Origin of the sequence: Buttiauxella noackiae ATCC 51607 (assembly GCF_001654865.1) — a bacterium.
Taxonomy (GTDB): Bacteria; Pseudomonadota; Gammaproteobacteria; order Enterobacterales; family Enterobacteriaceae; genus Buttiauxella; species Buttiauxella noackiae.
In genome coordinates this window covers 128,494-142,350 of the sequence record NZ_LXEO01000015.1, presented here as the reverse complement: position 1 = coordinate 142,350, position 13,857 = coordinate 128,494, and the positions used below count along the sequence as shown (strand labels likewise).

General features: G+C 50.2%; 6 protein-coding genes, 1 tRNA gene and 1 pseudogene. 4 read left to right on the top strand and 4 right to left on the bottom strand.

Annotation, left to right across the window (positions count from 1 at the left end):
- Positions 1-104 precede the first annotated feature (104 nt).
- Complete coding sequence (locus M979_RS23265; RefSeq protein ID WP_034455468.1) at positions 105-203, bottom strand: YoaK family small membrane protein; 99 nt, start codon at positions 201-203, stop codon at positions 105-107.
- A 10-nt stretch (positions 204-213) separates the two neighbouring features.
- On the bottom strand, positions 214-1,305 hold the full coding sequence (locus M979_RS06905) for a GGDEF domain-containing protein (protein ID WP_064554242.1): 1,092 nt from the start codon (positions 1,303-1,305) through the stop codon (positions 214-216).
- A 217-nt stretch (positions 1,306-1,522) separates the two neighbouring features.
- Between M979_RS06905 and zntB the strand changes: the two genes are divergently transcribed.
- On the top strand, positions 1,523-2,506 hold the full coding sequence (gene zntB, locus M979_RS06900; protein WP_064554241.1) for a zinc transporter ZntB: 984 nt from the start codon (positions 1,523-1,525) through the stop codon (positions 2,504-2,506).
- 264 nt (positions 2,507-2,770) lie between these two features.
- Positions 2,771-2,933: pseudogene (gene ynaL, locus M979_RS24130) on the top strand (proline-rich small protein YnaL); the annotation flags it as partial.
- Positions 2,934-2,965: 32 nt separating this feature from the next.
- Here the strand turns inward: ynaL and ttcA are convergent.
- The gene (ttcA, locus tag M979_RS06895) at positions 2,966-3,901 is read right to left on the bottom strand and encodes a tRNA 2-thiocytidine(32) synthetase TtcA (RefSeq protein WP_064554240.1); all 936 of its coding nucleotides are present in this window, start codon (positions 3,899-3,901) and stop codon (positions 2,966-2,968) included.
- A 249-nt stretch (positions 3,902-4,150) separates the two neighbouring features.
- Positions 4,151-4,273 carry a hypothetical protein gene (locus tag M979_RS24010; protein ID WP_390886950.1) on the bottom strand — a complete coding sequence of 41 codons (123 nt, stop codon included), beginning with the start codon at positions 4,271-4,273 and terminating at the stop codon, positions 4,151-4,153.
- Positions 4,274-4,559: 286 nt separating this feature from the next.
- Here M979_RS24010 and M979_RS06890 point away from each other — a divergent pair.
- Together M979_RS06890 and M979_RS06885 are read left to right on the top strand one after the other, a co-directional pair.
- A tRNA-Gly gene (locus tag M979_RS06890) sits at positions 4,560-4,634 on the top strand.
- A 342-nt stretch (positions 4,635-4,976) separates the two neighbouring features.
- On the top strand, positions 4,977-13,556 hold the full coding sequence (locus tag M979_RS06885) for a GH36-type glycosyl hydrolase domain-containing protein (protein ID WP_064554239.1): 8,580 nt from the start codon (positions 4,977-4,979) through the stop codon (positions 13,554-13,556).
- The last annotated feature ends 301 nt before the right edge of the window (positions 13,557-13,857 follow it).

Here is a 13,857-nt window from a genome sequence, read left to right as displayed (position 1 = left end):
TGTCCTCCAGTGATGCCGGCCAGTTACACAACTGACCGGCATCACTGAACACGTCTAACCATGAGTTCTGAACATTCAGGGTTGTCTTTTTTCTTCACCATCTTTCACGAAGCGGATGTTGCGTAGCCACCCACAATAAACCAGGTGATGAATACAATCGCTGCAACAATGATTGCTATTGGAAACAGTACGCCAATTTTCATTTTTCTCTCTTTAATAATGTTGGAAAACTTGCCACCGGTTGCGGCCATTTTCTTTGGCCTTATACAGCGCGGCATCAGCTTGTGCGATAAGGCGTGTCGAGGTGGTTCCTGGCATCACAGTGGCAATACCGAGACTGATGGTTACATAAGGCATTACAGGTGAGGCTGCGTGTGGGATAGACAGGGCCTGTAGGTTCATTCTAAGCCGTTCAGCTACTTCAATTGCCTGCTGCTCCACTGCATCTGGCAGTAAAATGATAAACTCCTCTCCGCCAAAGCGAGCAACTGCGTCATGTGTTGAGCGAATTGCATCCGCCAGACATTGACCTATTTTCACCAGACATTCATCACCAGCCTGATGGCCATAATGGTCGTTGTACTTCTTGAAGTAATCGACATCCAGCATAACCAATGAAAGTGGTGTGCCGCATTGTTGCTGGCGCTGCATCGCCTTTTCGAGAAGAAGATGAAAAGAGCGACGATTGGCAATACCGGTAAGAGGGTCGTTATTCGCCAGGTCTTGTAGTTGTTTAATTAACTCTCTATTTTCTTGTTCACGACGAATCGCCAGCACAAACCACCCTCGCAAAATTCGACGGCCCGACTCAAAAAGACCGGCGAGAAGTAGATAGAGCAGCGCGTTGAGTAGGGTCAGATCAGAGGGATAAATAAAATTACAGACCAGAATCGAGATCCAGATAGGCAGGGTGAAACTCAGTAAAACCCGGCCGTCAAAATAAAGTGAAATTAGCGCAGTGAAAATCAGCAATGCTGCGAAGGGGAAAACAATCCGCGAATCGCCACTTGCCAGGAATACATAAAAACATCCTACCCATAATGCGCTGATACAAAGCAATGTCCCGTACAGAAATTTGCTTAGCCACTCGGCATATTGATCATGTGCCATGCGCAAAATGAAAATGGCGGATGATGAGACGGCGAGAATTAGCCCCATAAGAATTTCAAGTACGGGTACTGATGCCGCCACGCTTGCGATTTGCTGTGAGGGTGAGAAGTAATGCCTGCCTAAAATAAATAAGCAGAACAACAAATTAATCCATAGAAACCACGGGCCACTGACAGTGATTGCCCGTTGGCGCATGCTCTTAAGGCGGAGGTCTAAATTGGGTGAAGCCCTACGTCTTTGTGACAAACATCATCTCCGAATGCCGCGAGGCATGATTGGTTCTAAAAAACTGCAGAAATGTAACATTTTTTATTCAGCAAATTCAGCGTGTTTGGATATTTTTCCGAGTTACATAACAAAAGAAGACGGCTAGACTGACAACAGTATTGTGGTAACGCGTGGAGATAATGCAGTGGAAACCATTAAGGGATACCAGTTAAATGTGCCGGATGCCGTGTTCGCCTGGCAATTGGATGGTAAAGGCGGGGTCGATACCATTGAGGATAATGACACCATTGATGCCGAACATCCTGGTTGGTTGCATTTGAATTATACCAATAGCATTAGCGCAAATTGGCTGGCGACTACACCTCTGCTGCCAAATTATGCTCGTGATGCATTGGCAGGAGAAAGTCTGCGCCCGCGAGTTACGCGAATAGGTGAGGGGACGCTGATTACGTTGCGCTGCATTAATGGCAGTACCGATGAACGCCCCGACCAACTTGTTGCCATGCGCTTATATATTAATGAGCGGCTTATTGTGTCAACGCGCCAGCGCCAGGTTCTGGCTCTCGACGATGTGGTGAACGATCTTAAGGAAGGCGCCGGCCCGCTCGATTGTGGAAGCTGGTTGGTGGATGTTTGTGATGCGCTGACCGATCACGCAAGTGAATTTATTGAACAGCTGCATGACAAAATCATCGACCTTGAAGATAACTTGCTGGACCAGCAAATTCCCCCGCGTGGTTTCCTTGCTCTGTTACGTAAACAGTTAATCGTGATGCGCCGTTATATGGCACCTCAGCGAGATGTGTATGCGCGCCTTTCGAGTGAGCGTTTACCCTGGATGACTGATGATCATCGTCGTCGTATGCAGGATATTTCCGACAGGTTAGGGCGCGGGCTTGATGAAATTGATGCCTGTATCGCGCGCACTGCGGTTATGACTGACGAAATTGCCCAGGTTATGCAGGAAGCCATGGGAAGAAGAACCTACACCATGTCGCTAATGGCGATGGTTTTTTTACCCAGTACGTTTCTGACGGGACTATTTGGTGTGAATTTAGGGGGCATTCCTGGCGGTGGTTGGCATTTTGGTTTCAGCCTGTTTTGCATCATGTTGGTGGTTCTTATAGGCGGTGTTGCCTGGTGGTTACATCGTAGTAAATGGCTGTAAAATTTAACATTTTTAACATGCTATCGAGTAAAAAAGGCGGCGATAATTGAGCAAGGTCAATAAATGGAACGCTGGTTCAAGGCAATATCTCTTTCGCAGGTGAATGCAACGTCAAGCGATGGGCGTTGCGCTCCATATTGTCTTACTTCCTTTTTTAGAATTACTGCATAGCACAATTGATTCGTACGAGCCGACTATAAGTCGGCTTTTTTTTGTCCGCAATATGTGGTCTATGCTTAAAAGGAGTATTTAAAGGAGGCAATAATGACTGTTTATCGAAGATTAGATATGAGTGACCCGTCGTTTCCGAGTGAGCCTACGCCAATACCTGATCCGATCCCAAGACCGCAGCCGATACCAGACCCACCGCTTGACCCCGACCAAAGACCGATTATCGAGCCACCACCGCACAGTTAGCGCAGAGATTTCCCTCTCTCAGGCGAGAGAGGGAAGAGAGGATTATTTGATTTCGAGAATATCTAGGCGTTGAACAGGCGTTTCACTGTCATCTTCTTCGGGCTGCCAGCCAGCAGGTTGCATTGGCAACTCTTCGCGGTCGAAAGCTAAATCTCCGCCATCAACAACTTCAGCGCCGTGTTGCAGGCCTTTAAAATCGAACAGTTCCGTGTCACACATGTGTGAAGGCACAACATTTTGCATGGCACTAAACATGGTTTCGATACGGCCAGGATAACGTCTATCCCAGTCACGCAGCATTTCACCAATGACCTGGCGTTGCAGATTTGGCTGCGAACCGCACAGGTTGCACGGAATGATCGGATACTCACGCGCCGTTGCAAAACGCTCAATGTCTTTCTCACGGCAATATGCCAACGGACGAATGACAATGTGTTTTCCGTCGTCACTCATCAGTTTTGGTGGCATACCTTTCATCTTGCCGCCGTAGAACATATTCAGGAAAAGCGTCTGAAGGATGTCATCACGGTGATGACCAAGAGCTATTTTTGTCGCACCCAGCTCAGTCGCAGTGCGGTAAAGGATGCCACGGCGTAAACGAGAGCACAGAGAACAGGTAGTTTTGCCTTCCGGGATCTTATCTTTAACGATACCGTAAGTGTTCTCTTCGACAATTTTGTATTCAACACCGATGCTTTCCAGATACTCGGGCAGGATATGCTCAGGGAAACCGGGTTGTTTTTGATCGAGATTAACGGCTACCAGGCTGAAATTAATCGGCGCGCTCTGCTGTAAGTTTCGTAGAATTTCCAGCATGGTGTAGCTGTCTTTGCCGCCTGACAGGCAAACCATAATACGGTCGCCTTCTTCAATCATATTGTAATCAGCGATCGCTTCACCCACGTTACGACGCAGGCGCTTCTGTAATTTATTCAGGTTGTATTGATCTTTCTTTGTAATTTCTTGTTTATCTTGCATTTTATTGATTTGCCGGTTGTTTCAGGGGCACCACAGAAGCACAGCCTATAGCGCGAGTTTTTGGTTTAGATGCTGAACTGATCGCCGTTCATATCCTGTATTCAGGTTGAATCAATGTCATAAACCATTTGGGTATTTCGTGGCCCATCTGGCTGGCGATAGATGACGGGTTTCTTCCCGAAGTAAGCATTCAGCATGCGTAAGTGTGGCGTGTATGGTACGGATTGCCACGGCGAATGCCAGCACGTTTTACAGCTGCGTTCCATCCAGCGCCAATTGAGTCAGATTTTTGTTCGTCCAGGCAGATTCCAGGAACAAAATGAAGCGTACATGTTGCGATTCTTTTTTCCCATACTCACTAAGATTAAACATGATGCGCTATCCGCAATAGATAATGTGAAGTTGGGTAACGGGCTTGTTTCCGTGCAATTGTTGTTATAGTAATCAGTAGCGGGAAAATATCACCTCAATAAATACTTATAGATTGCAGGGTTAATTTCACTTATGTATTATGCCGCGCCGGCCGTTAACCCTCTCCAGAGTGTGCGATTATTAAATCTGATGTGTCGGTAGTATTACCAAACCGCCACTAGCTCATCGGGAAGAGCGGCAATCATAGGTTGTAGTACGGGGTTCGAGGCTCCGGTGGCGGACCAAAGCGGTCATCGTATAATGGCTATTACCTCAGCCTTCCAAGCTGATGATGCGGGTTCGATTCCCGCTGACCGCTCCAGACAACCTTTTTATTCGACCAGTTTGGTAGGGTAAAAAGCACTCCCTCATATTCGCTGCTTTAATCATATTCAGGCAACTGTGCGTTATTTATGCATAGGCATGGTAGGATGAACTCCCTTCATTGAAAGGCAAATCAATTTTAGCTCCACGCTATCTCGCAATGCTTATCACTGGCATATGAAAACTCACGCAAGAAAAACGAATAAAATTTAAGCTATGCTTTATAGAAGACTCTTGCAGCTGTTAAATCCCTGATGCCTGACACACCATCCTGAGAGAACGTTTCTGATCTGATTGAACAACTGCTCCTGCGCGTTCACATCGCCTGATGAGCAAATTCATGAAATTAAATCTTAAACAGTGGTTTACCGCGAGTAAGTCACTGGAACTGCATCCAAAAACCCCTGACTGGTTAGGCACTGAGCCTGCGAATGAAAGCCCTATCAAAGCTGAGCTGTTTTCTGCGGCCCAGATGGAGCGCTATGGCCAGAAGCTGGCGCGTTCCCATAAATTATCGAGCAACAAATTACCTTACTACTTACTCAAGCGCCTGGAAGATAATGAAGCCATCATTACCCGTAACTGCTACCTGCTCAATGCGGGTGAAAAGTCAGGGATTACGCCTGCAGGCGAATGGCTGCTGGATAATTACTATCTTATCGAAGAACAAATTCGTGTGGTTCGCCACCACTTACCCAAGAATTTTGGCAAGGGTTTACCGCCGTTAGCCGCGCCACATAATTGCCCGCGTATTTATGATATTGCCTCCGAAGCGATTGCCCATGCCGATGGCCGATGGGATGCCGACAGCCTGACAAGCTATATTGCAGCATATCAACAGGTGACACCGCTAACGCTCGGCGAACTTTGGGCACTGCCGGGAATGTTACGCCTGGCTCTAATCGAGAATTTACGCCGGGTCAGTATCGAAGTCGCTGACGCGCAGGAAGAGCGAAACCTGGCCGATGTCTGGATAACGCGTATTTTTGAATGTGCCGAGAACACGCCAGCAGATTTGATTATGGTAATTGCGGATATGGCACGTTCGCGTCCGCCATTGAGCAGTGCCTTTGTGGCTGAGCTGGTTCGTCGCTTGCAGGGGCGGGGGAATATGCTCTCTTTGCCGCTGACCTGGGTTGAACAGCGCCTTGCTGAAACGGGCGTCACCACCGATTACCTGATTCACCGCTTTAACCAACAACTTGCTGCAAGTCAGCTATCGGTTAGTAACAGCATTGCCGGTTTGCGTCTGCTAAGCGAAACCAACTGGGCAGACTTTGCCGAGGCCATGAGCCTGGTCGAGCAAACATTGCGTAAAGACCCTGGCGGTATTTACCCGGCAATGCACTTTGATACACGCGATCACTATCGGCACATTATTGAGATCCTTGCCCGGCACAGCCACCATAATGAACCAGAAGTCGCGAGTCATATTCTGGAGATGGCGCAGTCAGATGGTAACCATGTTGGCTATTATCTTATTGGTGAAGGGCGCTCGAAACTTGAACACCAGCTTGGGGCTAATACGTCGTGGATCGTCCGACTCCGCCACAGTTTTAACCAAATTCCGCTGCTTTCATGGCTCGGTAGCCTGAGCCTGTTGACCATCGCCTTTACCGCCGACGTTTTATCTCATACACACGAACAAGGCATGAGCTGGCCGCTGGTGCTTCTTGCTCTGCCGCTGGTGGTTCTGGTTAGCCAGTTAGCGATTAATTTACTCAGCGAGGCAACAACGCGTTTCCGTTCGCCGCTCCCGCTGCCTCGTATGGATTTCTCGACTGGCATTCCGGCTGAGTTTTGCACCATGGTAGTGATCCCTTGTTTGCTCACCAGCCGAGTGGGGATAGACAAGCTGCTTAACAGCCTGGAAGTGTGTTACCTCGGTAATAACACTGCCAATCTTTATTTTGCATTGCTGACGGATTTTGCTGATTCACCAGATGAAAACTCGCCGGAAAACGCCGATCTTCTACACTGGGCTGAAGCGCAAATGCAGAATCTGAATCGCCGTTATGCCTCCATATCCCAGCCGCTTTTCTTCTTACTTCACCGTAAAGCGCAGTGGAATGAACAACAAAACGTCTGGATGGGTTATGAGCGTAAACGCGGTAAATTGTCGTTGCTCAATAGTTGGTTACGCCAACCGGCAGAGCAGTTTTCAGAAGTCCACAGTAATGTGATTAGCCCGCCTGCTGGGGTGAAATATGTCATCACGCTGGATAGCGATACCGTCCTGCCGCGCGATACTGCCCATAAGCTGGTCGCGACTATGGCGCACCCGCTTAATCACCCGGTCTACGATCCGGTAAAACAGCGTGTCGTCAAAGGTTACGGTATTTTGCAGCCTGGGCTTGCAGAAGAGATCCCGCGTAACGGGCAGGGACGCTATGCGGCTATGTGTAGTAACGTGCCGGGTAACGATCCCTACTCAATGATGTCATCAGATATTTATCAGGATCTTTTTGGTGAAGGGTCATTCGTCGGTAAAGGTATTTACGACGTAGATACTTTTACGCAAGCCACGCGCAATACCTGCCCAGAAAACCTGGTGCTGAGCCATGATTTACTGGAAGGGTGCTATGCCCGTTCGGGCTTGCTGAGTGAAGTGCTGCTTTACGAGCAGTATCCCAATAATTACCTCACCGATGTGGCAAGGCGTACCCGCTGGATACGCGGCGACTGGCAACTGCTGAACTGGCTTACATTCAACCCCAGAAAAGAAGATGGAACGCGTGGTAAAAACCCGCTAACTACGCTTTCACGCTGGAAACTGCTGGATAACTTACGTCGAAGTCTGGTCGCACCGTCATTTCTGGTGCTTGTGTTTTGTACGCTTTTACTGGTCCCGAATCCATTTTACTGGATATGCGTATTGGCAGCGGTGCTGTTACTTCCCACAATACTGGTTATCGCCCAGGACATTCTCAACAAACCCGCACGGCGGCCATTCGTACAGCATCTGATTCTGGTGTCATCTGGCGGGCTTAAAAGCCTGATGCGTATTGGCCTTGGGTTTATCACCATGCCCCATGAGGCCGGTTATTCGCTTTATTCCATAGTGGTGACGTTATGGCGCCTGGGTATTAGCCATCGCAATCTCAACCAGTGGGCCAGTTTCGATCAGAGTACTGAGAGTGCAAAGGCTTCGCCGATGCGCTTTTATCGCGCAATGTGGCTCAATGTTGTTGCCGGTTTGGCACTGATTCTGCTCGCGGCAACCCTGGCCCCGATGATGCTGTTTGTTGCGCTACCAATCGGCGTGTTGTGGTGTCTCGCTCCATTGTTATTAAGCTGGCTGAGTCGTGAGCCCGCCCGGCCTGCCGTTACGTTTAATGCTGAAAATAAACGCCTGTTGCGCCAAAGTAGCCGCGAGATTTGGGCCTTTTTCGAAACGTTCGCCAATGAGAAAGAAAACTGGCTCCCGCCGGATAATTACCAGGAAATTCCCCAGCCGGTGATTGCACACCGCACCTCGCCAACAAATATTGGTTTGTCGCTAATGGCCAACCTGACGGCGTGGGATTTTGGCTATATTCCGCAGGGTGAAATGCTGCAACGCATCACGTTGACGCTCGACACGCTGGATAAAATGGAGCATTACCGCGGTCATTTATATAACTGGTACGACACGCGCACCCTGGCACCGCTTAACCCTCGTTATATCTCAAGTGTTGATAGCGGCAATATGGCCGGACATTTGCTCACCCTCAGCGCAGGGCTAACGGGGCTGCGTAACCGCCCAATCCTGAACACTAAACAATTGCTAATGGGCCTCGATGACACATTACAAATACTCGAGAAAGCCTGGGGGCAGCATGCACCGACATCGCTGCGCCAGCTCAGTAATCACTGTAAAAACGCCACTACACTTCATCCGGCGTTACTCTTTCCTGAATTGAAAAACATGCGTGCGCAAAGCAATCGTCTGCACGCACTTTGCAATCATGAAGAGGGGCGCATCCGCCGTTGGGTGGATCATCTCCAGCGTCAATTAGTACTTATCTGCCACGAATGGACTCATTTTCTGAGTTGGCTTCCCGCAAACTGGCAGGGTGAGTCGTTGCCAACACTTTCCTGGCTGGCACAGGCAAAACATACCGGCGAAGGCACACCCACTGAATCAGCGATACGCCAGGCTCGCACACGCCTGGATATTATTACTGAGCTGGAACAGCGTCTGAATGAGCACGCACGAATGGACTTTGCCTTTCTGTATAACGAGGTCACCAGCCTGCTCAGCGTCGGTTACAACTGCGATAACAATAAGCTCGATAATAGCCATTACGATCTGTTGCCTTCAGAAATTCGTCTTACCAGTTTCCTGGCGATTGCCACTAACCAGTTACCGCTGAAAAGCTGGTTTGCGTTAGGGCGACTCTTTACCACCATTGATAACGAAACGGCATTAATGTCGTGGAGTGGCTCAATGTTTGAATATTTAATGCCGAACCTGGTGATGCCGACCTATCCGGGAAGTTTACTGGAGGAGATGAGCCAATCAGCGGTAAAACGCCAGATTGACTGGGGCAAAGAGCGGGGCGTGCCGTGGGGGATTTCAGAGTCGGGTTACTACTCCTTTGACGCATTGCAAAATTACCAGTACCACGCTTTTGGTGTGCCGGGCCTTGGTTTGCGACGGGGGCTTGCGGATGACATGGTCATCGCACCGTATGCCACCATGATGGCATTGACGGTCTCGCCGCATAAAGCCTGCGAAAACCTGCTGAATCTCGAGAAAAACGGTGCTCGTGGGGAATATGGTTTCTACGAAGCGCTGGACTATACGCCTTCGCGTCTCGCCAGTGGCCAAATGTACGCGGTGGTTCGTTCGTGGATGGCGCACCACCAGGGCATGGCGTTTCAGGCACTGTCCCACGTCTTGTTGGGAGCGCCCATGGTCGACAGATTTATGTCCAGCCCATCATTCCAGTCAGCTCGTCTGTTATTGCAAGAAAGGGTTCCTGATGCCGTTGAGTTGTATAGCCCGCGCCGCCATTTCGAATCTCACGAAGGGGTTCTGCAACCAGTTCAGTATGAAACTCGCGAGTTTACCGATGTTGATAGCCTGATTCCCGAAGTTCAGTTGCTGTCGAACGCTGATTACCACCTGATGGTCAGCCAGTCTGGTGGCGGATACAGTCGCTGGAAAGATCTGGCGTTAACCCGCTGGCGCAGCGATGCAACCTGCGATAACTGGGGCGCGTTTTGCTATATCAGTGACCCTGTCATGAATGAAGTGTGGAGCAATACCTGGCAGCCGCTTGGTGAGCCGGTCAGCCAGTACGACGTGATATTTACCGACGCTGGGGCTGAGTATAAATTGCTGGCGGGAACAGTTAGCGTTAAAACGCAGATTGTTGTTTCACCCGAAGATGATATTGAACTGCGACGCGTCACGCTGCTGCATCGTGGGCGGCTGCCGCGTACCATTGAACTGACAACTTACGCAGAAGTGGTGCTGGCGCCGAAAGAGAGCGACCTGGCTCACCCGGCATTCAGTAACTTGTTTATTCAGACCGAGCTGCTACACGATCAGCACGCCATTCTCTGTCACCGCAGGCCTCGTGCACCTGATGAAGCTTGTCCGTGGATGTTCCATACCATGGTGGTACACGGCCAGACTCAGAACGATACCTCGTTTGAAACCGACCGCGCTAAATTCCTCGGTCGGGGAAGAACCCCTTCCAATGCGCTTGCAACCATACAAAGCGGTTCACTAAGTAACAGCGTTGGGCCAGTGCTGGACCCGATTCTTGCCATCCGCCAGTCCATTGTTTTACAACCTGGTTTACCGGTGACGGTCGATATCATTTATGGCGTAACGGAAAGCCGCCAGCACAGCCAGGCGCTGATTGAGAAATACCACGACCACCCGATAGCCGATCGCGTATTTGAACTGGCGTGGTCACATAGTCAGATAGTGTTGCGCCAGATAAATGCCAACGAAGACGATGCAACGCTCTTTAACCGCCTTGCAAGCGCAGTGCTGTTCCCTGGCCCCGAACTTCGTGCGGACGCCAAAATACTGTGCCGTAACCGTCGCGGGCAGTCAGGATTATGGGGTTGGTCTATTTCAGGCGACTTGCCGATTGTGATTCTTAATGTCACCAGCGATGAAAGTATTCTGCTTATCACCACGATGATTCAGGCCCACCATTACTGGCGGTTAAAAGGGCTGTCCGTAGATCTGGTTATTCTTAACGATAATCCTGGCGGCTATCAGCAAGAGCTACAAAACCAAATAATAGAATTGATTATGGCCGGGTCTGAAGCCAGCCAGATAGATAAACCTGGCGGTATTTTTGTGCGCAACGGTGAACATATGTCGGCGGAAGACCGACTTTTACTCCTGAGTGTGGCGCAAATTGTGCTCGACGATCGGTTCGGTGGCCTGAAAGAACAACTTGACCAGCGTCTGCAGGCGACAAATCCTACACAACTGGCCTTTATTCCTCGAACGGGAATCCCGACCAATCAACACGATCCATGGCAGCCAGATACCCGCGCGCTGGTATTATTCAATGGCCGCGGCGGATTCTCGCAAGATGGTCGCGAATACCAGATTACGTTAGATGAAAATGACCAGACACCTGCACCATGGGCCAACGTGTTGGCGAACGCCAGTTTTGGCTCCGTCATTTCTGAAGCAGGCCAGGCGTATACCTGGTATGAAAATGCACATGAATACCGCCTTACTCCGTGGGAAAACGACCCCATTAGCGATCGATCTGGTGAAGCGTATTATTTGCGTGATGAAGAAAGCGGTGCGGTCTGGTCACCGACCACCTTACCGGTGCGTGGCAACGGCCACTATCTTTCCCGCCACGGATTTGGCTACAGCGTTTTTGCGCACCGTGAAATGGGTATCGACACGGAGTTGACGATACTGGTGGCAGAACATGCACCAGTAAAAATTGCCATTCTGACACTTAGCAATACGTCTGGGCGTACACGTAAAATCTCCGTGACAGGTTATGTGGAGTGGACACTGGCTGAATCTCGTAGCAAATCGGCCATGCATGTTGTGACTCGCGCGTCGACAACCGGGCGCGGCTGCGGCGTATTGGCAAATAACTTCTACAACAGCAATGGTTCGGAGAGAACGGCATTTTTCGCGGTGTCAGGAGTGCATTGTTCAATAACCGGCGACCGCCGGGAATTCCTTGGACGCAATGGTTCGCAGCGAAATCCAGCGGCCATGAAGTTGCGCACATTGTCTGATAAAACGGGCGCGGGTCTGGACCCGTGTGGTGCGATTCAGTCTGCCACCACGATGATTGATGGCGATCAGCGAACCTTTATTTTTGTGCTGGGTATCGGGCAAAGCCCGCATGACGCGGAGCTAATGATTAATCAGTATCTGAGTGAAGACGCGGCACGTAGCGAACTGGCGAATGTTCACCGTTACTGGCACCGGATGCTCGATCAAATCGTCGTTACCACCCCGGACTCTGCCGTCAACCTGCTTTCCAATGGCTGGCTGCTATACCAGACCATAGCTTGCCGCCTGATGGCTCGCAGCGGTTACTACCAGTCTGGTGGTGCTTTTGGTTTCCGCGACCAGTTGCAAGACACATTGGCTCTGAGTCATGCCGCTCCGGAACGGCTGCGCGAGCAAATCCTGCTGTGTGCATCACGTCAGTTTGTTGAGGGCGATGTGCAGCACTGGTGGCATCCACCATTAGGAAATGGGGTTCGCACCCGTTGTTCTGATGATTACCTTTGGTTGCCGCTGTCTATTTGCCACTACGTTAAAACCACCGGTGACATTGGTTTGCTTGAACATCGCTTGCCGTACCTTGAAGGGCGTGAATTACAGCCTGGCGAAGAGTCAGCCTATGAACAACCCGTTATCAGCGCGCTGGAGGAGACGCTCTGGCAGCACGGGGTAAAAGCCATTCGCCACGGCTTGCGATTTGGTCAACATGGCTTGCCGTTGATGGGCGCGGGTGACTGGAACGATGGTATGAACCTCGTCGGGCTGGAAGGCAAGGGCGAGAGCGTCTGGCTTGGGTTCTTCCTCTATGATGTTTTGCCGCAGTTTGCGCAACTCGCGGAACAAAACCACGATGGGGAAATTGCCGCGCTTTGCCACCAAGAAGCCGCAAAACTGCAAATCAATCTTGAGACGGCTGCCTGGGATGGGGCATGGTATCGCCGGGGCTATTTTGATAGTGGAGAAGCTCTGGGCTCGCAGAGTGCCAAAGAGTGCCAGATAGATGCCATTGCCCAAAGTTGGGCGGTGTTATCCGGGGCGGGAAGCGCGGAGCGGTGTGCGCAAGCGATGCAGGCGCTGGACTCACGTCTGGTGGATAACGAGGCCGGCCTGATAAAACTTCTTACCCCGCCATTTAACGGGAACGGGCCAAACCCTGGCTACATTCAGGGTTACTTGCCAGGCGTGCGCGAAAACGGTGGGCAATATACTCATGGGGCTATCTGGGCGGTGATGGCGTTTGCCCGCAGCGGCAATATCGAACGGGCCTGGCAGCTATGGTCTCTGATTAACCCGATTAATCACGGACTCACTACAGATGCCATTGAACGTTATAAAGTCGAACCGTATGTGATGACGGCAGATATTTATAGCGTTGCGCCGCACACCGGGCGCGGCGGCTGGAGTTGGTATACCGGTTCGGCCGGTTGGGCATATCGGTTAATCATCGAAACCTTGCTGGGTATTCAACGCCAGGGTGACTCAATCACTGTTCATCCATTACTGCCGCGCGACTGGCCTTATGTGAGCCTGGTTTATCGACATGGTTCGAGTGATTATCAGATAAATGTGCAGCGAGGGGAGGGAGAGTATCAGCTCATACTGGATGGCGTATCGCAGCCAGGAAATACCATCCCATTGATAGATGATGGGCAGAGGCACGTTGTAGATATTAACTTAGGGATACCAGGCAATGAATGACTGTAAAAGATGACAAGCCTAAAAGCGTAGTATGAACTAAAGACTACCGAGGATACCGCCTGAACTCTTCACATACCATCGCGCTTTTGACGCGGAATATGTGAAGTAAGGTCATGCAACTCAGGTAGTCGTCCTCATCAGCTACATGGCCGGAGGTTACAAGCCTTGATGACTCTATGTTTGCGAAATAATAGTCAAAGAACCAGAAAGGCATAAATAATATATGGGTATATTCCGTAGGACTAAGAAACTAATTACCTGCTAACTTTTTGTCGTCATATGCAACAGATATGATCATAGA

Coding starts and splice junctions, on each gene's coding strand:
- M979_RS06905 (WP_064554242.1), bottom strand. CDS start 1,305: ATGCGCCAACGGGCAATCACTGTCAGTGGCCCGTGGTTTCTATGGATT.
- M979_RS24010 (WP_390886950.1), bottom strand. CDS start 4,273: ATGTTTAATCTTAGTGAGTATGGGAAAAAAGAATCGCAACATGTACGC.
- M979_RS06885 (WP_064554239.1), top strand. CDS start 4,977: ATGAAATTAAATCTTAAACAGTGGTTTACCGCGAGTAAGTCACTGGAA.
- ttcA (WP_064554240.1), bottom strand. CDS start 3,901: ATGCAAGATAAACAAGAAATTACAAAGAAAGATCAATACAACCTGAAT.
- M979_RS23265 (WP_034455468.1), bottom strand. CDS start 203: ATGAAAATTGGCGTACTGTTTCCAATAGCAATCATTGTTGCAGCGATT.